The 23,338-nt window shown below is 60.1% G+C and carries 23 protein-coding genes; 5 read left to right on the top strand and 18 right to left on the bottom strand.

Annotation, left to right across the window (positions count from 1 at the left end; all coding sequences use genetic code 11):
• The first annotated feature begins 166 nt into the window (after window positions 1–166).
• The 3 genes from ACFOHJ_RS00255 (at window position 167) to ACFOHJ_RS00245 (ending at window position 3,605) form a co-directional block, all read left to right on the top strand.
• A complete protein-coding gene (locus ACFOHJ_RS00255; RefSeq protein ID WP_378217332.1) occupies window positions 167–988 on the top strand; it encodes an amidohydrolase family protein in 822 nt (273 codons plus the stop codon).
• Window positions 985–2,214, top strand: coding sequence for a glycosyltransferase family 4 protein (locus ACFOHJ_RS00250; protein ID WP_378217330.1), 1,230 nt, complete (start codon window positions 985–987; stop codon window positions 2,212–2,214). Before ACFOHJ_RS00255 ends, ACFOHJ_RS00250 begins: the two co-directional genes overlap by 4 nt.
• 215 nt (window positions 2,215–2,429) lie before the next feature.
• Window positions 2,430–3,605 (top strand): zinc-dependent alcohol dehydrogenase, encoded by a 1,176-nt coding sequence (locus tag ACFOHJ_RS00245; RefSeq protein ID WP_378217328.1) that lies wholly within the window; start codon window positions 2,430–2,432, stop codon window positions 3,603–3,605.
• Between the two features lie 668 nt (window positions 3,606–4,273).
• Here ACFOHJ_RS00245 and ACFOHJ_RS00240 read toward each other — a convergent pair.
• Window positions 4,274–4,699 (bottom strand): low affinity iron permease family protein, encoded by a 426-nt coding sequence (locus ACFOHJ_RS00240; RefSeq protein ID WP_378217326.1) that lies wholly within the window; start codon window positions 4,697–4,699, stop codon window positions 4,274–4,276.
• Between the two features lie 533 nt (window positions 4,700–5,232).
• Between ACFOHJ_RS00240 and ACFOHJ_RS00235 the strand changes: the two genes are divergently transcribed.
• Window positions 5,233–5,385, top strand: a complete 153-nt coding sequence (locus ACFOHJ_RS00235; protein WP_378217324.1) for a hypothetical protein — start codon at window positions 5,233–5,235, stop codon at window positions 5,383–5,385.
• An 89-nt stretch (window positions 5,386–5,474) separates the two neighbouring features.
• Here the strand turns inward: ACFOHJ_RS00235 and ACFOHJ_RS00230 are convergent, their stop codons facing one another.
• The 14 genes from ACFOHJ_RS00230 to ACFOHJ_RS00165 form a co-directional block, all read right to left on the bottom strand.
• Window positions 5,475–6,014, bottom strand: a complete 540-nt coding sequence (locus tag ACFOHJ_RS00230; RefSeq protein WP_378217322.1) for a c-type cytochrome — start codon at window positions 6,012–6,014, stop codon at window positions 5,475–5,477.
• The gene (locus tag ACFOHJ_RS00225) at window positions 5,995–6,894 is read right to left on the bottom strand and encodes a cytochrome c oxidase assembly protein (protein ID WP_378217321.1); all 900 of its coding nucleotides are present in this window, start codon (window positions 6,892–6,894) and stop codon (window positions 5,995–5,997) included. Before ACFOHJ_RS00225 ends, ACFOHJ_RS00230 begins: the two co-directional genes overlap by 20 nt.
• Window positions 6,891–7,043 (bottom strand): hypothetical protein, encoded by a 153-nt coding sequence (locus ACFOHJ_RS00220; protein ID WP_378217319.1) that lies wholly within the window; start codon window positions 7,041–7,043, stop codon window positions 6,891–6,893. Before ACFOHJ_RS00220 ends, ACFOHJ_RS00225 begins: the two co-directional genes overlap by 4 nt.
• Window positions 7,044–7,234: 191 nt before the next feature.
• A complete protein-coding gene (locus ACFOHJ_RS00215; protein WP_378217317.1) occupies window positions 7,235–7,837 on the bottom strand; it encodes a cytochrome c oxidase subunit 3 in 603 nt (200 codons plus the stop codon).
• Entirely contained in the window at window positions 7,834–9,777 is a 1,944-nt protein-coding gene (gene ctaD, locus ACFOHJ_RS00210; protein ID WP_378217315.1) for a cytochrome c oxidase subunit I, read from the bottom strand. Before ctaD ends, ACFOHJ_RS00215 begins: the two co-directional genes overlap by 4 nt.
• The gene (coxB, locus tag ACFOHJ_RS00205) at window positions 9,774–10,796 is read right to left on the bottom strand and encodes a cytochrome c oxidase subunit II (RefSeq protein WP_378217313.1); all 1,023 of its coding nucleotides are present in this window, start codon (window positions 10,794–10,796) and stop codon (window positions 9,774–9,776) included. Before coxB ends, ctaD begins: the two co-directional genes overlap by 4 nt.
• A complete protein-coding gene (locus ACFOHJ_RS00200) occupies window positions 10,793–11,356 on the bottom strand; it encodes a c-type cytochrome (RefSeq protein WP_378217311.1) in 564 nt (187 codons plus the stop codon). The genes coxB and ACFOHJ_RS00200 overlap by 4 nt, the downstream gene beginning before the upstream one ends.
• The gene (locus ACFOHJ_RS00195) at window positions 11,353–12,150 is read right to left on the bottom strand and encodes a substrate-binding domain-containing protein (RefSeq protein WP_378217309.1); all 798 of its coding nucleotides are present in this window, start codon (window positions 12,148–12,150) and stop codon (window positions 11,353–11,355) included. Before ACFOHJ_RS00195 ends, ACFOHJ_RS00200 begins: the two co-directional genes overlap by 4 nt.
• A 67-nt stretch (window positions 12,151–12,217) precedes the next feature.
• Window positions 12,218–14,014 (bottom strand): methanol/ethanol family PQQ-dependent dehydrogenase, encoded by a 1,797-nt coding sequence (locus ACFOHJ_RS00190; protein ID WP_378217307.1) that lies wholly within the window; start codon window positions 14,012–14,014, stop codon window positions 12,218–12,220.
• Between the two features lie 176 nt (window positions 14,015–14,190).
• Complete coding sequence (locus ACFOHJ_RS00185) at window positions 14,191–14,673, bottom strand: DUF2269 family protein (RefSeq protein ID WP_378217305.1); 483 nt, start codon at window positions 14,671–14,673, stop codon at window positions 14,191–14,193.
• Entirely contained in the window at window positions 14,673–15,953 is a 1,281-nt protein-coding gene (locus tag ACFOHJ_RS00180; protein WP_378217303.1) for an SDR family oxidoreductase, read from the bottom strand. The genes ACFOHJ_RS00185 and ACFOHJ_RS00180 overlap by 1 nt, the downstream gene beginning before the upstream one ends.
• A 1,105-nt stretch (window positions 15,954–17,058) precedes the next feature.
• Window positions 17,059–17,304 (bottom strand): hypothetical protein, encoded by a 246-nt coding sequence (locus ACFOHJ_RS00175; protein ID WP_378217301.1) that lies wholly within the window; start codon window positions 17,302–17,304, stop codon window positions 17,059–17,061.
• A gap of 649 nt (window positions 17,305–17,953) precedes the next feature.
• Complete coding sequence (locus ACFOHJ_RS00170; RefSeq protein WP_378217299.1) at window positions 17,954–18,280, bottom strand: hypothetical protein; 327 nt, start codon at window positions 18,278–18,280, stop codon at window positions 17,954–17,956.
• 649 nt (window positions 18,281–18,929) lie between these two features.
• Complete coding sequence (locus ACFOHJ_RS00165; RefSeq protein ID WP_378217297.1) at window positions 18,930–20,252, bottom strand: NAD(P)/FAD-dependent oxidoreductase; 1,323 nt, start codon at window positions 20,250–20,252, stop codon at window positions 18,930–18,932.
• Between the two features lie 955 nt (window positions 20,253–21,207).
• Here ACFOHJ_RS00165 and ACFOHJ_RS00160 point away from each other — a divergent pair.
• Window positions 21,208–21,819, top strand: coding sequence for a response regulator (locus tag ACFOHJ_RS00160; protein ID WP_378217296.1), 612 nt, complete (start codon window positions 21,208–21,210; stop codon window positions 21,817–21,819).
• Window positions 21,820–22,454: 635 nt separating this feature from the next.
• Here ACFOHJ_RS00160 and ACFOHJ_RS00155 read toward each other — a convergent pair.
• The 3 genes from ACFOHJ_RS00155 to ACFOHJ_RS00145 form a co-directional block, all read right to left on the bottom strand.
• Entirely contained in the window at window positions 22,455–22,676 is a 222-nt protein-coding gene (locus ACFOHJ_RS00155; RefSeq protein ID WP_378217294.1) for a hypothetical protein, read from the bottom strand.
• Between the two features lie 39 nt (window positions 22,677–22,715).
• Window positions 22,716–22,931, bottom strand: coding sequence for a hypothetical protein (locus tag ACFOHJ_RS00150; RefSeq protein ID WP_378217292.1), 216 nt, complete (start codon window positions 22,929–22,931; stop codon window positions 22,716–22,718).
• Between the two features lie 148 nt (window positions 22,932–23,079).
• The gene (locus tag ACFOHJ_RS00145) at window positions 23,080–23,304 is read right to left on the bottom strand and encodes a hypothetical protein (protein ID WP_378217290.1); all 225 of its coding nucleotides are present in this window, start codon (window positions 23,302–23,304) and stop codon (window positions 23,080–23,082) included.
• Between the last annotated feature and the right edge of the window lie 34 nt (window positions 23,305–23,338).

Raw genomic sequence — 23,338 nt, 5'->3', positions numbered from 1 at the left:
TGGAAGACTTCAGTACCTGACTGGTTCGGTCTGCTTGTGATGTGTTTCGCCTGCCTTAACCTCCGCTTGCTGCAGTTGTTCCGCGAGCTCTCGCGGAATTTTACCAAATAGCCGGAACACCTGGCGCGCACGACAGTTTAAAGCGGCGGGGCCATGGAGATGACGGATGATTATCGACGCCCATCTGCATACATCTGGACGCGAGGACGCGGATGGCGTGCTGCGATCGCTGGATGAAGCCGACGTGGATATGGCGGTGCTGCTGGCGCCGTTCCTCACCGAGCCTTATTCGCTGACCAACCGGGAGTCACTGCGCGAAGGCAATCGCCATCTGTCGCGGCTGGTCGCCGGCCATAAGGACCGCCTGCTGGGATTTGCGGTGGTGAACCCGCTGCATCATGAAGCGGCAAGCGATCTGGAGGCCGCAGCCGAGCTTCCCGGCATTTGTGGCCTAAAGCTGGTGCCGACGGGCTGGTATCCCTATGACGATTGCGCTCACCGCGTCTATGAGGTTGCAGTTCGACTGGGACTGCCTATCCTTTTTCATAGCGGCATCTTCATCGATGGCCGGTCAGGCCGCTTTTGCCGGCCGAGCTTCTATGAGGTGGTGCGCGACTATCCGGGGCTGCGCGTCACGCTTGCCCACCTAGGCTGGCCATGGTGCGACGAAGCCAACGCGGTGGGGTTGATCGACCGCATCAATGGCGTAGATCCCGCCGAAAGTCAGTTTCGCTTCGACATTTCATTCGGGCCGCCGCCGGCCTATCGCGAGGGAGTACTGCGTCTCGCCTTCGACATCTTGGGCGCGCAGCAGATGCAGTTCGGCAGCGATCGCTTCCTGCCTTGTCCGGGCGCCCACATCCGTTCCGCCATCGAAGAGGTGCATGACTTGCTTGACCGGCTCGACATAGCGACGGAGGACCGCCGTGAACTGATGTCGGGCACTGCAGCCAAGTGGCTGCGCCTCGTAACGGGAGAGCCAGGATGACGTCCGGTCCCAACCAAGTGGTAGCTGCCGATCAGAAATACAGGGATGGCAGCAGGATCAACCTCCTCGAAGTGCTGGGCAACGCGATCGTTGGCGGCATGGAAAATTATGTCGGCAACCTGATAGGCAAGTTGCCCAAAGACGAATTCGCGGTGACCGTGCTTTGTCCGTTCGAAAGCGCCTATACGCGCGCATTGCGCCAGAAGGGCTGCGCCGTCTACATCGCGCCGTTACGCGACGATCCGCCCTGGCGCTCGATCGAGATGATCGCGGGGCTGGTCGAGAGTCACCATATCGACATCATCCACGCCCATCTGATGAACGCTCATACGGTAGCTGCACTCGCGGGTCTGCTGACCAACACGCCCATGGTGGCCACGCTGCACGGAATGAGTCTGCAGCCGCAGGAGATCAGCGTCGCCCGACTCACCGGCACGGAAATGATCCTTGTGTGCCGTGAAGCCTGGTCCCAAGCGCTCGCCGTCGGCATGCCTCCAGAAAAGCTGACGTTCATTCCCAATGGCGTCGACCTCGAGCGCTATCGACCGGGGTGTGCGCCGCGTAGCCTGCTGCGGAAGGCAATTGCCGTATCCGAAGAGGACTTCCTGATTGGCTTCGTGGGCCGGCTTGCCTGGGAAAAAGGTCCCGACAAGTTCATCAAGGCAGCTGACACCATTTTGAGGCAACTGCCGCACGTGCATTTTGTGCTGGTGGGCACCGGCACCCAAGAAAAGGAGATCGCCCGAGCGATCGAGCGGGCAGGCATAGGCACCAATGTGCATCTGGCAGGGCTGTGGGACGATCCCGCGCAAGTCTATCCTGCGCTAGACCTGATGCTTCACACCTCTCGCGCCGACGCCATGCCGCTCGCGCTGCTGGAGGCCATGGCTTGCGGCGTGCCAGTCATCGCGATTGGCGTGGGCGGCGTGCCTGAAATCGTCGAGACTGGCGAAACAGGCATATTGATCGGCACCAGCGAATGGCCGGGCATCGTCAGCGAGTTTCCGGGCGATTGGGAAGGTGTTGCGCGGGCAGCAATCAAGCTCATCAGCCAGCCGGAACGGCTTAAAGCCATGGCGGAAGCGAGCGCGCGGCGCGCCGCCGCGCTCTACGACATAACGACCTCTGCCGCCTTGACTGCCCAGTTATTCCGCAGGCTTACAGATAATGCCGGCACTCCCCGCATCCGCAGCCTGCGGGAAAAGAAGGTTGCGAGGAGCCTATAGCTGGCTACCGGCCTAAGACATGGCGCCAACCATCCTCGGGCCTCCTCCCTTTTTCCATCCCGCGCCTCCGCGACTCCGAACGCAATGGACAGGGAACATATAGGTGCAAAGCCGGTTTGAAGCCGACTACAGGGAAAACGTCGTTTTCCATCTGACGGACGAGCCTCTGCTATCTGGAGCGGCTCGGCTGGCTGGGTCGGAACTGGAGAAAGCCCATGCGCGCACTTGTTTGGCACGGGAAAGAAGACATACGTTGTGACGAGGTCACGGACCCAGAAATCGAGGATGCGCGCGATGCCATCATCAAGGTGACGAGCTGTGCCATCTGCGGCTCGGACCTTCATCTTTACCACAATTATATCCCCGCCATGATGCCCGGTGATATCATGGGGCACGAGATGATGGGGGAGGTGGTCGAGGTCGGATCAGGTGTCAACCAAGCGCTCAAGAAGGGCGAGCGCATCGTTGTGCCCTTCACTATCTTCTGTGGGCAATGCGTGCAATGCAGGCAAGGCAACTACTCGCTTTGCCGCAGGACCAACCGACGCAAGGACCTGGCCGACAAAGTATTCGGCCACACCACGGCAGGCTTGTTCGGCTATACACATCTGACGGGGGGCTATCCGGGTGGCCAGGCCGAATACCTGCGGGTTCCATTCGCCGACAAGACGCATATCAAAGTGCCGCAAGGCATCCCCGATGAAACGCTGCTCTTCCTGGGGGATATTTTCCCGACCGGGTGGCAGGCGGCTGTGCAATGCGAAATCGGCCCACTGGACACCGTGGCAGTCTGGGGCTGCGGTCCGGTGGGGCAAATGGCGATCCGAAGCGCCATTCTGCTCGGCGCCAAGCAGGTCATCGCCATCGATCATCTCCCGGAGCGGCTTTCCATGGCAGCCGCTGGCGGCGCCGTCACCATCAATTTTTCAACGGAAAGCGTAGTCGCCCGATTGAACGATCTGACCGATGGCGAGGGGCCGGAAAAATGCATTGACGCTGTCGGCATGGAATCCCATGTCGGCTTCGGACAGCCGGATACGCTCTTTGACCGCTTCAAGCAGATAACCTTGTTGGAGAGCGATCGCCCCCACGTGTTACGCGAGATGATCTATGTCTGCCAGCCTGGTGGCGTGCTCTCGATCCCTGGCGTCTATGGTGGCCTGGTCGATAACATACCTTTCGGTCTCGCCATGAACAAAGGCCTCACCATCCGGACGGGACAAACGCATGTGAACCGTTGGACGGACGAACTCCTGCGGCTCATCGAAGACAAAAAGATCGATCCGTCCTTCGTGGTTACCCACAAAGCCGATCTGGCGGACGGGCCCCAACTCTATCGAGTTTTCCGGGATAAACAGGACAGTTGCATCAAAGTCGTGCTTACGACTTGAGGCGGGTGAAATCATGAACATACTGAGGCGTGCAGCAAACCTTACCAGATCCGCGAGCGACCCAAAGGTGCTGAAAGTCGGTCCATCGGTCCGTCCTACACCAGACTTGGTAGCAGATGGCCTGGGTTGGTTTTCCTTGGCTCTAGGGTTAGCCGAACTTTTCGCGGCGCCATCGCTGGCACGCATGCTCGGCACTCGAGGAAGGGAGAACGTCATCCGGGCTTTCGGAGTCCGTGAACTCGCGGCAGGCATGACATCCCTGTCAGTGAGCAGGACCGCAGGTCTATGGAGCCGTTTCGGTGGCGACATTCTTGACATCGCCGCGCTCTGTGCCGCTTACCGGAGAGACAATTCCAAGAGGCAGAACCTTTGTTTCGCTCTTGCTGCGGTCGCTGCAATCACACTGATTGATCTTACTGCTGCAAAAAGAAGTGCCGCAACCCATGGTCGCGGTAATAAACCATTACGTGACTATAGTAACCGCAGCGGATTTCGGACAGCCCCGGACACTGCCAGGGGGATTGCCCGATTAGCCGGAGTGGGCAACAAGATTGGTGCGAAGGACCAATGATGTCGCTCGAGCGGTGGCTTTTCTCGGTAACCGTAACTCTGGCGGGCAAGATCGTTCCAAAGACGCCGGTGGGGGGGACGAGCAGCCGGCCGGTCACTCATCGCCGCTCGGCGTCTCGGTGCCGCTCAATCTCTTCCGGCTCCTGCTCGTCAATCTTGGTAAGCTCGTTGCGCGCCGACCCCGACGCCCGCAACAGTTCGTCCAATTTCGCTTGGAGCGCCAGTGTGTCTCGGTGCTCCGATCTTTGAATAAACAAGGTCATGGCCCAAGTTGCCAACGTAGCCGCGCCGTGCCAGTTAAGGCTGTGCCGGTCAACAATCAGCCATGCGCCCGCATAAGCCAAGAGGATCAAGAACGACCAGGGACGAGCGGTGAGCGTGCCGATTTTGGTGAGGACCCCGACCGCTCCGCTTCCTCTTTTGCGATCGTCCGGTGAAGGCCGAGTCGGCTCGGATAACTTGGGGTTACGCGAGCCGCGCACGGATGGGTCTTCCAACTGGCAGGCGAGGGCCAGGCTTGGCAAACGAGCGTCCAGCGCCTACCGGCCCAAGCTTAAGCGCTTTTCTGCGCGCCTCTTGCGCCTTTCCCTTCAGGCGTTGTGTGGGCTGGAGCTCTTCGGCAGAGATACCCCAAGAGTGCTTGCTTTCGGCCACGGGAATTCCTTCCTTTCGACGCCGAACCTGCAGAAGAAGCAGTTGTTCCCGTGCGAAGCGGGACGGCAGGACAGGAGCGGTCGAACCCGGGCGGAAAATTGTTGAAGCAGCCGACACAACCTCCCAAGCGGCGCGACGCTCGGATAGTAAAGGCTGCTCCGGCGCGAGACAACGAGGCCTCTGGCGGCCGGCGTATCGTCTGTCACCGTCAAGACGGTCCTGCACTGGGTCGTTGGCACACAGGCCGCCGCCAGCGCTCCGGCGGCTCGACCCGGGACACGAACGGGATTAATCAGGAGGAGCGTCGTGCCGAGCGCGTGCTCCGATTTATTGACCTTGTGAGGTCTGGCAGGCAGAAAGACCACGATACGGCCACCTCCTTGGCGCTTGCCAAAGGAATGCCTTGGCCTTCCAGGAGAACATCGAGCATTGGAAACGCGCTCTGCCGCAGCGGACGGCGATCCGAATTCTGGCGGGGCAGAGCGCCCGCCGCCAAATTCGTATATTCAGCGGCATGGAAGCATCAAAGCAGCAGAGGGATCAAAAACGCGGTTGATGCCGCAACCGTGCTGCGGCGTTGCTGATCGCGCGCTGCGATATACCAGGTCTTGAGGGGGCAGTTTTCAACCTTGGGATCATACATCCTCAGCGGCCGATTGTGTAAAGATAGGCCGCGATGTCCCGCGATTGCGCCTTGCTGATCAAAGTACTTGGCATGGCCGTATGTGCGTCGTAGCGGCGGGCGTCTCGAATCCACGCGGCGAGATTTTCGGGAGTGTTCGGCAGAAGGCCGGCGATAAATTTCTGCCGACCCATTCCGGCCAGTTCCGGGCCGGTGCGGCCCTGTGCACCAGGCACGCCTGCAATAACGTGGCATCCTGCACAGCCGTTCCTCACCATCAACACGGGCGCCCTGGCGGGGTCCCCACCAGTAATGGCGGCCGCCCATCGTTCCCGCCCGGCGGCAGCCTGCGCCCGCAGGAGCATTGGCGCGCCAATGGCAGCCGTAAGGCAAAGGACAAGCACGATGCCCAGCGCAGCCAGGCCGCGACCGGCCAACTCATCGGGTGGCGGTGAAGCAGGATGGGCAGCATGCCTCTTCTTGGAACGGAAGACCAGCAAAGCGGCGCCGGCAGCCAGGGCCGAGGCCGCCAGCCAGAACACTCTAGCCCGGACGGTAGACACGATGGGTCTCCTTCTGTCTGCCGCTGCCCGAAATCCACAACCCAGCCAGCGCGATCGCTGCTCCCGCGTAGATCAGGCCAGCGGGTATCCACATAACCAGGCCGGCAAGCTGCTGATCTTCGATAGGAGCCAGATTCCAGGCCAGCGAACCGATTCCCTGCATCGGGAACCAGATATGCCGGGAAAAGAGCAGAAGCAGCCCGAGCAGGCCGGTGTGACCAGCTGTCGCGAAGAGATGGCCGATCGCGCCACCGTAGCCTTTGCGGCTGGCCGGACTGAAGAACAGCGCCCACCAGAACAGCAGCGCCGAGAATAGAAAACAAAAGTGTTGCAGCCAATGCACCGGCGAGTGGGCGAGCGCGGCTTCGAACAGCGGCGGCGCATGCCACAGCCAGATTGCCAAGCCATGGACGATCGTCGCGATCAAGGGTGTCGTGAGTTCACGCCAGAATGCCGGGAAAAGACCGCTCCTGGGTATCCGGCCCAAAGTTCGGCGCCAGCCCGCCGGCAGCGACCACAGCATCGCGGGCAAGGGGCGGGCAAGGACCAGAAGCGGCGCGGCCGCCGCCATGATCAGCTCGTGCTCGATCATATGCGCGGTGAAAACTGTTTTGCTCGCTTCATGCAAAGGCGATATCAGAGCCGACGCCAGGATCAGCCAGCCGCCGACGAAGCATCTGGTCTGGATCACCGTTGCGCCTCTACCGTAGCCTGCGCGCCGCCAAAGGCGGGCAACGCCGGTCGCATAGAGCGCCGCCACGAGGATTAGAGGAGCGGTGGCGGGAAGGTCGAAGGTCCAGCCGAAGACGAGCGCGCCGCCGAAGCAATGGCCGACCCCGCTGGAAAGGCCGGAGCGAAGAAAATCGAAGATCGGGCTCATAGTTCGCATCCGCCGAAGATCAGGCCGGCTGCAAATTGCATTGCCATAACCAGAGCGAAGAGCATGCCGATGCCGCAGGATACGCCGGCAAGGAAGCGGCGCGTTTCCGCCGTTTCCGGCGGTGTGACGCCGTGGCTGCCATCGGCCAAGGCGCGCCAGGACAGAAAGGCCCCGGCTAGGGCTGCGACCATTGCTAGGACGCTTACAAGCGACGCCGGGTGCCAATCCGAAAGGCATTGCCAGTGGACGATCGAATAATTGGCCTGGAACGAAAGCGCCCAAGCGGTCGGCCCAGCGGCGAGGCCGGCCCAGGAAACGCCGTTGCGAAGGGCATGAGCCATCACATCCTCGGAAACCAATAGATGACGAGATACAGCACCGCCCAGGAGACGACGACGAAATCCCAATAAAAGGCGTTGTCGGAGACGTCGCTGAAGCGCTTGCCGGAATGGCCATGGCGCGTGAACATCAACACCGTCAGCACGATCGTGTCGCCGACGTCCGTCAGCAGGTGGGTCGTATGAAGGCCGAGCAGGAACCATACGATCGAGCCGTAGGCATTCTCGTCCCATGAAATCCTAAGTGCCGGAAATTCCCAGATGCGCACAATGAGTGGCAGCACGCCGGCGAGTGACATGACCACCATGCCGACGCGCACCTTTGCGATGTTCTGCCAATGCGCCCACCGCGAGGTCAGATGGTTCGGGACCAAGCTGGCCAGAAGGATGGCGAGCATGAGCGTCCCGGGCAGCAGGTCTGGCGGCGGCGCCTCGAGCGGCCAATCGGGCGCCAGCGACCAGAGATAAAAATAGGTGCCGATGGCCAGCGCGAAGCCCATGCCTTCGAGCGCGACGACTGCCAGCGTTCCCCACCACATCGGACTGCCCGACCCGAAATCGTAGGTGGGCAGATGCGAGACATCTGCAATAACGCGTCGCCTCATTCCTCGTCCTCCGGCGTACCCTTCGGCCAGAACCAGCCGATCATCGTAACGGCCACGGGAATGGCCCCCCAGACCACCGCCCAAGGCGTGAAAATCGATGCCAGAAAGGCCGCGCCCGTTGCCAGCGCTGCAAGAAACGGCCATATCGAATTGTCGGCGGAAGGCTCGCGGATTTCTGGAACCGCATCGGCCATGGTGCCGGAGATCACCTCGCGCGCGTCGACACGCAGGCCCTCGACGACAGGCAGAACCTTGGGGTCTGCCCACAGCGGCTCGCGATGGGTGACAGCCGGCAAGCGCAGGAAGTTGTAGGCCGGCGGCGGTGATGTGGTCGCCCATTCGAGCGTGCTGGCGTGCCAAGGATTGTCACCGGCGATCCGCCCGTTGCGTAGGCTCAGAACTACATTGAGCACCAGCGTCGCAAAGCCTGTGAAGACGACAACCGAAGCGAAACTGACAAACAGGTTCGTGGCTGCCCATGGGCTTTCGAGCGGATAAGTGTAGACGCGCCTCGGCATACCCTGCAGGCCGAGCAGGTGCATCGGAAAGAAGGTGGCGTTGAAGCCGGCAAAGATCAGCCAGAAATTCCAGTGGCCGAGCCGCTCGGAAAGCATTCGGCCCGTGATCTTGGGGAACCAGTAGTACACCGCGCCTATAAGTGGGAAGACGGCGCCACCCACCAGCACATAGTGGAAATGGGCGACGACGAAGTAGGTGTCGTGTACCTGCAGGTCGAGCGGTACGGAGGCCACCATGACGCCAGTGAGCCCGCCGATGACGAAGGTAAAGATGAAACCAAGCACAAACAGCATCGGCGTGGCATAGACAGGTTTGCCGCCCCAAATGGTGGCGATCCAGCAGAAGATTTGAATGCCGCTCGGGATTGCGATCATCATCGAGGAGGCAGTAAAGAAGCTCGACCCGAGCTGGGGCAGGCCGGTGGCAAACATATGGTGCACCCACAAACCGAACGACAGGAAGCCGATCGAGATCAACGACAGCACGATGGCGAGATAGCCGAAAACCGGGCGGCGGGCGAAGGCGGGCAGCATCGCCGAGACAAACCCGGTCGCCGGGATGAAGATGATATAGACCTCCGGATGGCCGAAGAACCAGAACAGGTGCTGCCATAGGAGTGGATCGCCGCCTTCCGCTTGGTTGTAGAAATGCGTGCCGACCAGCCGGTCGAGGATGAGCATGGTGCTGGACACCATCACGGCGGGCATCGCGAACAAAATGACGAAGGCCGTCACCAGGATCGACCAGACGAACAGCGGAATGCGATCCAGCGTCATGCCCGGCGCGCGCTGTTTAAAGACGGTCGCGATGATCTCGACCGCGACAGCGAGAGCTGCGACTTCGGTAAAGGTCACCATCTGTGCCCAGAAGTCGGACCGCTTGCCGACGCCGTATTCCGGCCCGGCCAGCGGTACGTAGTTGAACCAGCCTGCGTCCGCACCCGTGTTGAGCGCAAAAGCGATCCAGATCATCAGGCCGCCGCCGAGGTAGACCCAGTAGGAGAAGGCGTTGAGGCGAGGAAAGGCAATATTGCGCGTGCCAATCATCAACGGGACCAGGTAGACCCCGAACGCCTCCATCACGGGCACAGCGAACAGGAACATCATCGTGGTGCCGTGCATGGTGAAGAGCTGGTCGTAGAGGTCAGGCCCGATGCGGCCGGCTTCCGGTGAAGCAAGCTGGTAGCGCATGACCATGGCCGCAAGTCCGGCCAGCACGAGAAACAGGAACGCCGTGACGATATAACGACGGCCGATCAGTTTGTGGTCCACGGTGGTGATCCAACCGTAGAGACCTTTCGGCGTTTTCCACGTTTCGGCGAGGAAATCATGCAGCGTGGCGTCATCGAGCCCGGTGTCGCGGATTCCCTTTAGCCGCTCCGTATGCCCAGGATCGGCGGCGGTGAGCGCCTCGAGGGTCATTTCAGGCCCCCCAAATAGGCCACCACGGCGTTGAGATCGTCAGGATTGAGGTCGACCCGCGGCATCTTGCTGCCGGGCTTGATAGCCTGAGGATCGGCGATCCAGGCGGCGAGTGCGCCACGCGTCATCGGCAGGGTGTTGGCGGCAATTCCGCGCTGGCTGGCCACATGGGTAAGATCTGGTCCGGTCGTGCCACCCGCCTGGGTGCCCCGGATCGTGTGACACATCACGCAGCCCTGGGACATGAACACCTGTTGGCCTCTCCTTTGCTCCTCGTTGGCCGGCGAGATGGCCGGCGCAAGCTGTGCACTGCGCCACTTCTCGAAATCCTTGCGTTCGTGTGCGACCACGATCAGTGCCATGTGAGCATGCTGGTAACCGCAGAACTCGGCGCATTGGCCCCGGTACACGCCCGGCTTGTCCGCCATGATGGTCAGTTCGCTCGGCCTGCCTGGAATGAGGTCGCGCTTGCCGGCAAGCGCCGGCACCCAGAAGCTGTGGATGACGTCGTTCGATTGCAGTTCGACCTTCACGGCCTCTCCGGCCGGTATGTGAATCTCATCGGCGCTTGTGAAAATATCCGCTGGATCAGCATCCTGATATCTGACTTCCCACCACCATTGATTGCCTGTAAGGCGGACGGTCAGCGCCTCAGTTCCCGTCAGCGCCGCAATCGACCTGCCTGCGAAGAAACTTGCCGTGGTCAGGATGACGAGGACGATTACGGTGATCGCCACGGCGCCGGCGACTAGTTGCGTCAATCGCCGTTCGCGCGATAGGTCCATTTCAAGCGGTGCTCTCGCGGCTTCCGCAGCGGGACGGCGGCGCGCGAGAGCCCAGCCCAGCGTGAGCATTACGAGCACCCAGACAACAACCGAAACCGCCGTGAAAGTCCAAATGAGCGAAAGCGCCGTGCGGGCGTTCCGGCCGTGTACCTCGAGAGCCGATTGCCAGTCGCGGCATCCGGCAAACCACGGCGCAAGAAACGGCATCCAGAGCCACCGGCGCGACACCTTCATGGCTTTCCTTCTCCCGAAGTAGGGAGCGCGGGAGCCGTATGGAGCCTTTCGGGCGCGCGCAGTCGGTTTTCTGCAGGGTGAGGATTCATATCGTCGTTGCGGGACGGCGCTACGTCTTTCGAAACATTGCCGCCCAGAGATCGCACGTATGCTGCGATCTGCCATATCTGCTCCTCTGGAATGAGGCCGCGGAAGGTGGGCATTCCGTTCGGCCTGCCTTCGCGGATCGATGCGGCGATGTTCTCGATCGAGGAGCCGTAAATCCATTTGTCGTCCATGAGCGCCGGGCCCATGCCGCCACCGCCGTTGAAATGGCATCCGCTGCAATTGAACCAGGCGAAGAGGCGTTTGCCTTCGGCAACCTGGTAGGCGCTCTTATCGTATTTACTCGCCGTGCCCGACGTTGCCGCCTGCGGTCCGCCTGATCCGGGATGGTTGCTCGACATGGTGATCTGGTCGTCGTTCTCGCTGCGTGGGAGAGGCGATTCGAGGGGCCGCTCCTCGCGCTGACACGCTGACAGAAGCAGCAGCAGGCTGAGCAGAGGGGCGGTCGCTTTCACGGCTTTTTTGGCTCCTTTGTGCCGCTCACGACGAGCGGCACGTTGTATTCCTTGAGCACGGTTGCGATATCCGCACGCCGGCGGCTAAGCGCAGTCTCGATCTCGTCCCTGAGCGCCTCGTCGTCCTTGCGCACGCCCATGGCGATGTCGAATACCATGGGCAGGAGGAACTGATCCGGGGAGGACGCTACCGGGGTGATATCCAGTTTCTGGGGGTCCTGGAGGGCGAAATAGCCGGCGGTTGGCCCCCAAACGACAGCGATGTCGATGTCGCCCCGGTCGAGAGCACTGATAATCGCGCGACCGGGGGAAGGATTTGCGTAGTCGCCGTAAATGGGATAGCCTCGCAGGTTGTCGACCAATCCACGCTGCGCCAGCGCATGGGCGGGCGGCGAATTGGCGCCGTCGTCGCCGATGAGCTGAACGCCGATTTTCTTGTTGCGCAAGACCGGGTCGTCGAGCGAGCCGATCGTCAGCCGATCCGCAGCACGCGTCACGAAAACATAGGCCGAACGATAATAGGGACGAGTGGTGCGCAGCATGTCCATGCCGGAGAGCGTTCCCGGCACAAGGTCGCATTTCCCCGCATTGAGCGTTTCGCGGATAAATCCCCGCCTCTCCGCCCACCATGTGTAGACGACCTGTGCGTGCAATTCGCTTGCGACGATAGCGACGATCTTGTTCTCGAGCCCCTCTCCGGCCTGATTGGAGAAAGGCAGGTTATTCGGATCAGCGCAGACCCGAAGAGTGAACGCGGAGGCAGGGCAGGGGACGGCGATGGCGACGGTAACCATGGCTTGCATCCAGAGCAGGCGCGCCATTGCGGGCCGGCGTCGTGTCCTGGTGCCCTTAGGAGGTCGTTCAAGGCAGCCGGAAGACATATAAGGTTCCTCCCTTGGTAGTGGCGTCGGGGAGATCCTGCATGGCGCCCACGAAGCCGAGCGCGGCGGTCTTGTCGCGGCGGTCGAGCTCGGCTGCGACGATCGCCCCCGACCAGCCGCCGACACCCGACAGGATCGCCACGTATTGATGCCCATCGGGACCACGATAGGTCGTCGGCTGGCCAATAATTCCGGAGCCGGTCTTGAACTGCCAAAGAGCCTTCCCGCTCGTGGCGTCGATCGCCTTGAACCAGCCTTCGATCGTGCCGTAAAAGGCGACGTTTCCGGCCGTCACCAGCGTGCCGCTCCACACGGGGAAGCGCTCGTTGATGGTCCAGACTTCCTTTCCCCTGGCGATGTCCCAGGCTGAAAACTCGCCACGATGGCCGTCGCCCGGTCCCGCCTTCATCGTGACTTCAGCCCCGACATAGGGCGTGCCCGAAATGTAGTTGGCTTCGGTACCCTCCAAATCCATGCACAGATTGGAATGAGGTATGTAGAGATAACCGGTCTTCGGCGAGAAGGCCGAGGGGTTCCAGTCTTTCGCTCCTGGCGCGGCCGGACAAATGTCACGCATCACTTTTCCGGTGACAGGCGCTTTGTCAGGATTCATCTGGAGGCGGCCGGTTTTTAGGTCGACGCCAGTCGAACTGTTGACGGCGGCGAATGGCCTGGCAGAGAGTACCTCGCCGGTGGTGCGGTCGAGCACATAGACGTACCCGTTGCGTTCCGGCCGGACCAGCACCTTGCGGGGTTTGCCCTGCCAGTCCATGTCCAGCAGGATCTGCTCGTTGATGCCGTCATGGTCATAGAGGTCGTGCGGGCTCCACTGGTAGAACCATTTGGCCGAGCCGGAGTCGGCGTCGCGAGCGAAGATGCCGGCGGTCCACTTGTTGTCGCCGGGGCGCGCATCGGCATTCCACGGGCCGGGATTGCCCGTGCCGTAGTAGATCAGGTTCAGGTCGGGATCGAACGAAATCCAGCCCCAGGAATTGCCGCCGCCATGCTGCCAGGCATCCGGCGGCCAGCTCGTTACGCCGAGATCCTTCCCCTGGTCCATCTTGTAGAACGGGTGGAAATCCGGCCCGATCAGCACGTCCTTGTCGGGTCCGGTTGCCCACGCCTTCCACACCACCTTGCCGCTTGCGGCGTCGAGCGCTTGAAGCCAGCCACGCACGCCCATCTCGCCGCCGGAATTTCCCACGAAGATCTTGCCCTTAGCGAACAACGGCGCCATCGTCATCGTCTCGCCGATGTTGATGTCGCCGAGCGTGACATTCCAGCTTTCCTCGCCGGTCGTCGCATCGATGGCCACCGTGTGGCCGTCCAGGGTGTTGTAGTAGATGCGCCCGTCGCCGAAGACTGGGCCACGGTTCACGACGTCGCAGCATGCCACCCCTTGAGCGGCGGCCTCCGGCTTGGGCTCGTATTTCCACTTCACCGGTGCGCCAGGCTTGGTGAGGTCCAGCGCGTAAAGAATATTGGGATAGGGCGTCAGCACGTACATCGTGCCGGCGACTACAAGGGGCGACGCTTCCTGGCCGCGATCGATGCCAGTCGAAAAAGTGAAGGCGACCTGTAGGTTGCCCACATTGTGCTGGTTGATTTCGCTCAGCTCACTATAGCGTGTGCTGGCGAAATTCTTCGCGGGCATCGCCCACTGCCCGTCGTCCTCGGGTGCAGCGGACGCAGGAGGCTGGATAGAGCCCGCACGTCCCGGCGGGGTCACGGCTATGAGGATTGCGAGACAGATTCCGAGTTGTCGCAGGACCAGCATCAAGACCTCCGGCTCTTTGCCTTTTCGGCACGCCGCGCCCTATCGAACCGTTTGATCACAGGAATGTTCCTGCGGCTGTCCTCTTGTACGTTCCTATGTCGGTGAGGGCGGCGGCTTTTCGGTCGACGCAGGTGCCCCTGCCTGTACCGGTCCATGCAACAGACATGGTGGAACGTTCAGGTGTCGAGCCAAGGAATAATAGGTCGGGTGATCATGAGCCAAAGGATGGATAGAACCGCAGCGAAAGCAGGAAAGCCGAAGAAGAACCAAAGCCGGAACAGGCAATGATAACGTTGCGGTGGGACTTGGCCGATGGCTGCGGCCCGGCCAGCGAGATCGCGCATTTCCATTTGCATCCACACGACGGGAAGCCAAAACAACCCCGTGAGAACGTAGAGGAGGATCGACAGGACGATCCAGCCGACCCACAAGGAATAACCTGCGTTCCATGCGAGAGCGACGCCGGTAATCGGCTGTGCGACGACGGCAGTCGCTGTGAACAGGAAATCGGCGATGACAACGATACGGGCGACTGCCGCGATCGTCCCCGAATCTCCAGTGCGGTGAGCCAGAAGCATGAAGAAGGCTATGCCGGCGCCTGTTCCGAGAAGCACGGCGGCGCCAATGACGTGCAGATATTTGAGCAGGAAATAGACCACTAGCGTTCCTCCAGGATCGCTAGCGCGACAAAGTGAAGAGTAAGAATCGGTAGGATCTTCAGGAACGGTCCCAGCGGTTCGTTCCACAGATCGGGGCGCAAAATCGTTCCCGCAGCGGCATAGAACAAGGAGACGGCGATCCCACCCCAAAGGCCAATCCGGCTCGTCCGACGCCAAGCGATCGACATCCCAATGCTGGCATCAACGATCGCTCCAGCGAAAACAGCCGGTTTAGCCAACCCTTCAGCGGCCGTGCCAACCAGCAATGCAACGCCGTTCTGCCAACCCGTCGTCAGTGAGACGACGCTGGTCATGATCCAGAAGAAGGGAAGCACAAAGAAGATTGCCGGCTTGGCAAAATACAATCCAGCGAACCATCGTTCCTGGACCGTTGCGGGTGCCGCGGTAAATGCGAAGTCTAGGTCCTTCGGCGTGATGCTCGTCAACGCCATCCATGGCGCCGGATCGCCCGTGGCTCCGCGACTGATTTCCCGAGCCGCGTTCGTACGCATAGGTGGCCGCCAGCCGAGCCAGCCGGTAAGATCGCCAAGGCGATAGAGGAGCCCGGCGACCGGGCCGGGCAGGAGGAATTCAGGCGCTCTCCTCCATCCCAGCCAACAGCGGTAGCGCTGGACGATCTCGCTCACACTCAGCGCTTCGGGACCCGGCAATTCAAGCGCTAGGCGTGACGGACTGTTGCGTCGGATGAAGAACAGGATAGTGGCGACCACGTCGTCGAGTTGGACGACCTGAAGACGGCCGGTGTCGGGCATGAGCGGCAGGACGGGCAAGGCAGCAAGCCCGCGAAAGAGCGCGCTTGCGCCGAAAGCCGGCCGGCCAAGCACGACCGACGGACGCAATATCACCCAGTCGAGGGCTCGCGTCATGAGCGTCTTGTCGCCCTCGATCTTGCTGACTGAGAAAGCAGACGGCTGCTCGCGGTCCGCACCTATCGCTGAGAAGTGGATGATTTTACGGACCCCTGCGCGTTCACACGCGAGAAAAAGAGCCGAGACCCCCTCGGCGTGCACGTGGTGCGTACTTTCCTGAGCGCTATCTTGTAAAACGCCGGCGCAGTTCACGACGACTTCGATACCATCCAGATGCGAGATCCAATCCTGGGGCCGCACAGCTTGACTCATATCGACCGCGACTGTTGGAACGGACGATGCGACCAACTGACGATGACTTATGCGGACTACGTGATGGCCCTCGATTGTCAACCGCGCGCAAATCGCAGAGCCAATGAGGCCCGTTGCGCCTGTCACGAGGATATTCATGCCGCATTGCTCCAGCTATTTCGCCGACAATGTGCGAGTCGGGACTGTGCAAGATCAATCATAGACAGCCCGACCTGTGGTAGCCATGACAGTTCCCTCGACCATCTATCCCGCTCAAACCTCAATGAGCCGAGCATGTTCCAGGCGCCCCCATCAGTGCCGACGATCAAAATTATCAAATCCGCGCTCCAGCGTTCGCGCGACCTAGCGCTCATTCGCGTAGCTAAGGTTACTGGTATAAGGGCAATCTTGAGGTCCATGCCGCCAATCCTAGGATGGCGACGAAGGCCCAGAAGAGGGAATTAATCTGCATGCGGACCAGTCCGCGATTTTCCTCCTGGGAGACGCCGAGCCGGTCAGAGATAAAGTCGCCAGGCAAGATAAAAAGGCGAACGATGGCACCAACGAGCTTACGCACAGAAGGCTGACCTAGGCGAATGATCAGTCGGTACCACTCTTGAATTTTGTCCCACCGTTTTCCTCGTCCTTTTCGGTCCCGACGGGCGGGGCCGTGTCCAATGGAACATTGACACCGGAGTTTTGGTCTCCGTCGTTTATGTTTGGGGAGGTCTCTGACTGACCTGGCCATAAAAGAAACAACGCCAACATTGCGATGCAGAGCAAGAGGCCAACTGAAACGCCCCACAGGATGACGTCGCGGGTCCCACGTTGCTCTTCCTTGCGGGACAGTTCTTTGGGCATATCGCCAGTCCTTCGAAAACGCTCGATAAGTCGCAACGTGTGCTAGCCGCTATGGTTCCGCGCTATTTCCGGCGTCACCAGGCCATAGGCGGACGGTTGTCCAGTCAAGGTGCAGTATCAGGAGCGGCTTCGATCAGGAGGCGTTGCACTGGACGTCAAGTGGCACATGCGTGCGCGGCGAATGTCATGGAGACCTCCTGTTACCATTCAAAACAGATCACGGTTCACCAAGCATAGGATGCAGGCACAAGCCGTGTCTTATGAACGATCGTTACCAACGGCAACACACCGTCCTGTAACGCGAGGCGGCCCTCCAGTACCGTTTGAACGCTGCACAGCCATCTACGGTTTCGGATCACGGTATTCCCCCTCCTCTCTGTCCATGGCAGGCCGGTTGCCTCCGTCACCCTTCGTCCGGGCGCAACTGCGACTCCAGGATTTCTCGAGCGGCTTCGTAGATCGGCTGTGCCCCGGGCTCGTCGCTCTGATGCTCCTCGAGCAGGTATAATGCCTGCTCGTAGACCTCTCGGACTTCCTCGTCGGACAGGATACCTTTCGCTCCTAGGATACCCAGCAGGGCCGCCAGGATCGCTGCGGAAGACAAATCACTTGCGGCGATAGCGTCTAAGCGAGCATCTGGATTGCTCATGGCGCGCCGAGCTTGTCTTCCGCAACATCAATGCGACCCATCTCTTCGCTCATGGCATGGAGACAATTGAAGACATCGGTCTCTTGGCTCTTTGTCCCCAGGTCAGATTTGCACTTCTTGCCCATCGCGCTCCGGGATTTACTCGTCAATACTTCGGAGGTCCTTTTCAGCCTACTTGAGGTGTATTCTTGGTCAAAAAGTTCCTCGTCGCCAACTCCCTCCAACCGCGCCAGCTTGCTCCTCGTTTGCACCCGCCGGAAGGTGTCTGATCGGCCTAAGCGCCCATTACTTCGGCGTAGACCGTGCGGTCTCTTTTGTGTTTCAAACAGCATCACGGCCCGCGTCCCGCTTGGTATTCGAGGGCGATCGGAATCGTCCCCGCGTCGGTCCGCGGCTTTTTTCGACTAACCTATAACCATAGCCATGGATGGCAGTATTCCGTGAATAGTTTGTCCAATTGTTGCGCTCCCACGCCATGGAAGAGCGAGCTGAAACTATGTTGTTCGACCGGCCAGAGCGGCTCAATAACTATCTAGATTTGGCGGACCACTTCAATCTCCACTTGGAAGAAGCGAGCACAAGCGCGTAGGCTGGCTGTTTCGAGAGAATGAAAGCAGCCGTTAGGCCACTCCGGGAAGGCAGTATTGCCCTAGACCGGGTACGTCATAAGGGCTACGGCCACGATACCAAGGACGAGCCCTGCGGCGTGCAAAGGCGCGATGGACTCGCCAAAAATGAAAAAAGCGACAACATTTACCGCCAGCAACTGGACGAAGCCGGAAAGGCTCAAGGCAACGCCCATTCCCAAGTCTCGAACCAGGCGAAGCATGATAAGGTTGCCGGCGGAATAAAGAGCGAGGGTCAGTACGAGCAGACCCCAATTGTTATCAGATAGCGCCCAGGATTTAGCCGCGCTGCCGCCTGCTATGAAAGCGAACGTCGAGAGGAACAGCAATAAGAACGAGAGCGTCGACATTCGTCATGTGTAGCTTGGCTGCTGCGCAAAGAGAAGCTAGACCGCTGGTGCCCGAACACGACCCATAGCGGCTTTTTGTTGAGGCGGGGCATTGGTGGTGAGGGCGCTGCCTACGTGTTCAACTGGGGCAGTAGGATGCAAACCGGGCGCGCTGGAGGGCCGTCCAACCCACGAAGGCAGCCAAGGAATTCTCTCACAGCTGCATGATCGGTTTCGTAGCTTCACGGCACGTCATCCATAATCTGTTCTTCCGCTAGTCTCCCGCGGCGGCCTCTGCCGCTATAGGCTCCGCGCGGAAATAAGGCCGGCCGAGCTCGTCATCGGTGATTACTTGGACGCGGCGGTCAGGCGCACGCCGGGATGACTCGGCCAAACTCCACGCACCCGTCCTCAAAGCTTTGTTTTGCTTCGCACGGCTCTGTTCAAACCCGCCAGAACGCGCGTCGTCGGACGCTGGTGGGCGGTTAAAGGCGGATTCTAAAAAGAAATCATCGGAACTAGCCGGTATCCCCCAGCTCCCGTGGCTTGGCTGCGCTCCGCGGAGAAAATACAAGAGTATGCCTTTTTACGCTTTTCGAGGTCAAATCGTGGACACAACCGGGTTTTGGCTGAACTCCTCGGGCGACAATGATGTCAGATCTTGCGCCGCTTAGCGAAGCGGCGCGTCGCGCTCTTCGGCGATCAGCCGAGCACCGCGCTCGTAGGTAAGGTAACGCCACAGCCACTGAATCGAAACCTGGACGCGATGCTGGAAACCTACCAGGAGATAAACATGGATCATGGCCCACGCGACCCAGGCGAACCACCCCTTGAGCTTCAGCCGGCCCGTCTCGAAAACAGCGGCGTGGCGTCCAACAATGGCGGTGTTGCCTCTGCTTTTGTAGACAAATGAGGGGAGTTCCTCGCCGTTCTGTATTTGATTGGCCAATGCCCGTCCCAAGTGGATGCCCTGTTGCTTTGCCACTTGCGCCAGGCCAGGCAATGGATTCCCGCTTTCGTCAATAAAGAGCGCGACGTCACCGAGTGCGAAAATCCCCGGGCAACCGACGACCTGATGGTCCGGCGCCACCTTCACACGGCCGCCGCGCTCGAGTTCGACGCCGAGTTGCGCTGCCAGCGGCGAGGCGGAAACGCCTGCGGCCCAGAGAGTCAGACCAACCGGGATGAGGTCGCCGGCGATGGATACCTGGTGCGGCTCAATCGCATCTACCCGCCTTCCGGTCATGACCTCGACACCGAGCCGTCTCAGCCGGCGCAGTGCGTACTCCGAAAGCTCGGGAGCAAACCCCGGCAGTGGCCGATCGCTGGCCTCGATCAGCAGGATTCTGGTTTTTTCCGGCTGTATGTTGCGGAAATCTCGCGCGAGCGTATAGCGGCTAAGTTCGGCAATACTCCCGGCAAGCTCGACGCCTGTCGGGCCGCCACCGATGATTGCGATCGTCATGAGGCGGCGCTGCTCGGCGGGATCGCTGGTCCGTTCAGCATGTTCAAAGGCAAGCAGCAGGCGCGACCTGATCGTGCGGGCGTCTTCGATCGATTTCAACCCGGGCGCGACGGTCGCCCAGTCGTCGCGACCGAAATAGGACGGTCTCGAACCAGTCGCCAGAACCAAAAGGTCGAATGGGACGGCGCTCCCGTCGGCCAGCAGCAACTGCCTTGAGGAGGTTTGGATTGCCACGACGTCGCCGAAGATCACCTGCACGGACCGGTAGCGGCTCAGTATCTTGCGGATCGGCTCGGCGATATCCGGCGCGGACAGCGCTGCTGTCGCCACCTGATAAAGCAAAGGCTGGAATAGATGGTGATTGTGCCTGTCGAGGATCGTGACACCGATATCCACCTTGCCCAATGCTTTTGCGACCTCTAGGCCGGCAAAGCCACCACCGACAACAACGATGCGCGGAGGTATCCGGTCCTGTCCGGCTTGGTCAGCATTGATATGGATGCCATTTTTGTTCCCAGGATCAGACATCTGTACTACCACCTGGTATTGACGAGGCAAGGTAACGATGGCGGGCTGTGCTGACGCGAAGCTTCCCGTTTTGTATAGAGCTTGGCAAGTCCGAATTATGAGCTCTTAACCCGCCAATCGGAGACCGCTGAGCGGCCCGTTCTGCCTTGCCGCTACCGACGCGGGAATTATGCATTAAGGCGGCTGCATCATGTCTCTGCGAAATAGTTCCGCCGACAACCTTCTTTGTAGGTCTTCGAGCGGCGCGTATAAAGATCGAGCCGGTTCCTCGAACTCAGATCGTCGGTGAAGACGGCGTCATCGGGCTTTCCAGCGGTGACGACCGTCGCACCGACCAGAGGGACGGCCCCGCAACCGGTCGTCTTCTATAACGATCACCGCGTCTCATCGATCTCGAATCACAAGGACCTGCCATTTTTCCACGCTACCGCCATGGATTGGCTTCGGCGCCAGCGTCTTGCAAAACAGTGATCGATGATCACGCTCGGCAGGAGCCGCACTTTCCCGGCTCGTTCTCGACTCGCTAGCATTTTCATGCTCATTGACAGTCTTCCTTACGCACTACCGGGCGCTCATCGCCGGCTGCGCCGTCCTATACCACCGGGTGCATCAAACGGCGCTTTGACTTTGCCATGTCTGCGTGGGACGTGAGGGCGCAACCTCGTAACTGAAGCCGATGCTCGCGAACGGCGGTCGGCGCAGCACGGCTTTGCCTCATTTATTTAAAGCGCTCGATGAACCGAGAGCGTGCATTGAAGATTGGGCCCCGCGAACGGCCACATGTTCTGCCCGGACCAGACAGTGGGCTTCGGTCCATCGTCGCAAATACCACTTTATTGCCGGCATTGGCCCAAGTTGTTCAGGAACCATTTCGTTTGGCCCCCGTTCGTCAACGGCGGATGTTCACCTGCCGCCGAAAAAACCGACGTCCTGATTTGTTCGATGAAAAGCAGCGGTGATCGCGACATCGCCGCTTTGGGAGGAAATGATGCAGAGCGTGTCTGGCAGCCGCGTCCTCATCGTCGAGGATGAATACCTTATCGCCAGTGATCTCGCTTCGTATTTCGAAAATATGGGTGCCATCGTGGTTGGGCCCGTCCCTACGGTTGCGGCAGCGAAAATAAGGATCGACGAGGCAGACGCAGCAGTGCTCGACATTAATCTTGGCAGCGACCGTGTCTTCCGCCTGGCCGACGAACTTAAAAAGCGCGGCATTCCGTTCGTTTTCTACACAGGTCACAATGATATCGCCATTCCTCCGCGATTTCGGGGCATACCGAGGCTTTTGAAACCCGCGAACAGGAGTTTAGTCTTTCACGCCCTTTTCCCTCAGATAACCGCCGAAGACATCGACAATGACGACGTGGCATCAGTTCTCCCTAAGCTAAGACTGGCTGCCCGGCTTATGATGGGCGATGCTGAAGCAGCGGACCGGTTGGTCGCATCGACGCTTGAGCGCGCGATACATGAAGTCAAAGCCGGGAACCCACATGGCAGGACCGAAGCATGGCTCGGGAGCATGCTCGAGGCCATCTATCGCAGGAACGGCAGCGAATTCCTTAATTAACCCACCAACCCGCTTGGGCTTGTTACGCGGCGATCACTTAAATCAGGTCCCCGTCCTCATCGCGATTGCTACCAGTTCTCAGATCGTGCGTTCGGGGTTGCAGATATATCGACTTGATAGGTTCCAGGACGCTGCGTTGCGGCTCCAGAACTCTGGGGGGAGCCGGCGGGCTCCGTCGCGGTATTGGAAGATGATGGCAGAGACACGGCGATCGCGGCGGTGGTTTGCGCTCAGTTTGATTATCAGGATCGAACAGTGGTTGAGCCCGTGTAGTTCGACCTGTTGGAGCGGTGCTGATACCCACCCGCCGGCTCGGAGGGGCTCGGAATCTAAGATGCAACCTTGGAACAGCTTTTACGTTTTGCGACTGAAGACTCTTCGTAGGAGAGAGCCGCCGTGGATTTCCAAGTGGGTTTTGACGACGCCGCAGCCGCCGAGCGCGAGAGGTGCGTTGCACTAATCGTACGCCATGCGAAAAGGTTTGAGCAGAAGCGCCTGTACAATACGGCGCGAGCGATGAGAGATCTTCTCAATGCGATACAGGGCAGTGAGGCTTTGCCGGTAGAAGATTAGAAAGAAATCCGGGTTGCGCCATCAAATGGAGCTTTGTTATGACTAGGGTTCTACTGGTAGCATTAGTATGTCTCGCTTCCGCTGGATGTAGCGACAATAACAACCGCAATATGCAAAAGAACGACACCTTGAACAGCCAGCCAGTCGATCAGAACCCAAAGGTGGAGAAAAATATGACGCCGCAAACCGGCACCGGCGGAGACCAGCAAGGTACGCAACCCAGCCAGCCGGCAGCTAAATAGTTCGCGCCGGGAGCGAAAGCACCTACCTTGCGCTTCGATCATCGATGAAACCGCTTTAGGCGGCTTGCAGGGTTGGGTTCTTTATCCGATCCGTTTGATCCTGCCGCTGGACAGCCGAAAAACGCCGTCATGGCCGCCCTGTTTGGCGAAATCGTCCTGCAGGTCGCCCCAGGTCCCCAGAAGCTCGCCGCAATCATCGCATTTGATTTCGGTCGAGTCGGTTGTAACCGCGGGAATGCGCAGCCGGATCGTGCCGCAATAAGGACATTCAAGCTTATGATCGAGGTATTCCTGCATCGGTCCGATCCTCGATGGGCCTCCGAAACCATATCTGGTCAATGTCCTGTTGGAAATCAAAAGGCACGGCGTCACGGCGAACGCGCGGCACACCCGCGAGTAGTTTTAGGCGAGCCGGTGGCCTCAGCGCTTCACCTCGGCGCACGCTTCAACCCGCCTTGGCCGCTTCCAGCGCCGCCGTCACGTGCTGCGCGGCCAGGAACATCAACGCCGAGGCGGCCGTGCGCCGGTTCCAACCGGCGGATTCAGCCGTGTCCAGCAAGCCGGTCAGCAGCGGCTTCAAGGTTTTGCGGCACTCGGCTTCATAGGCGAGGAACTCGCTCGGCAAATGGGTCGGCGCCGGAATCGCACCGGTACCGGTCGTCAAATCCATGATACCCTCCGTCCTTGACGATGCCCGCCCCCGG

Origin of the sequence: Aquamicrobium soli, from assembly GCF_042646345.1 — a bacterium.
Classification (GTDB): domain Bacteria; phylum Pseudomonadota; class Alphaproteobacteria; order Rhizobiales; family Rhizobiaceae; genus Mesorhizobium; species Mesorhizobium soli_A.
Note: the sequence above shows the minus strand (reverse complement) of the source record. Positions and strands in the feature narration are given on the sequence as shown.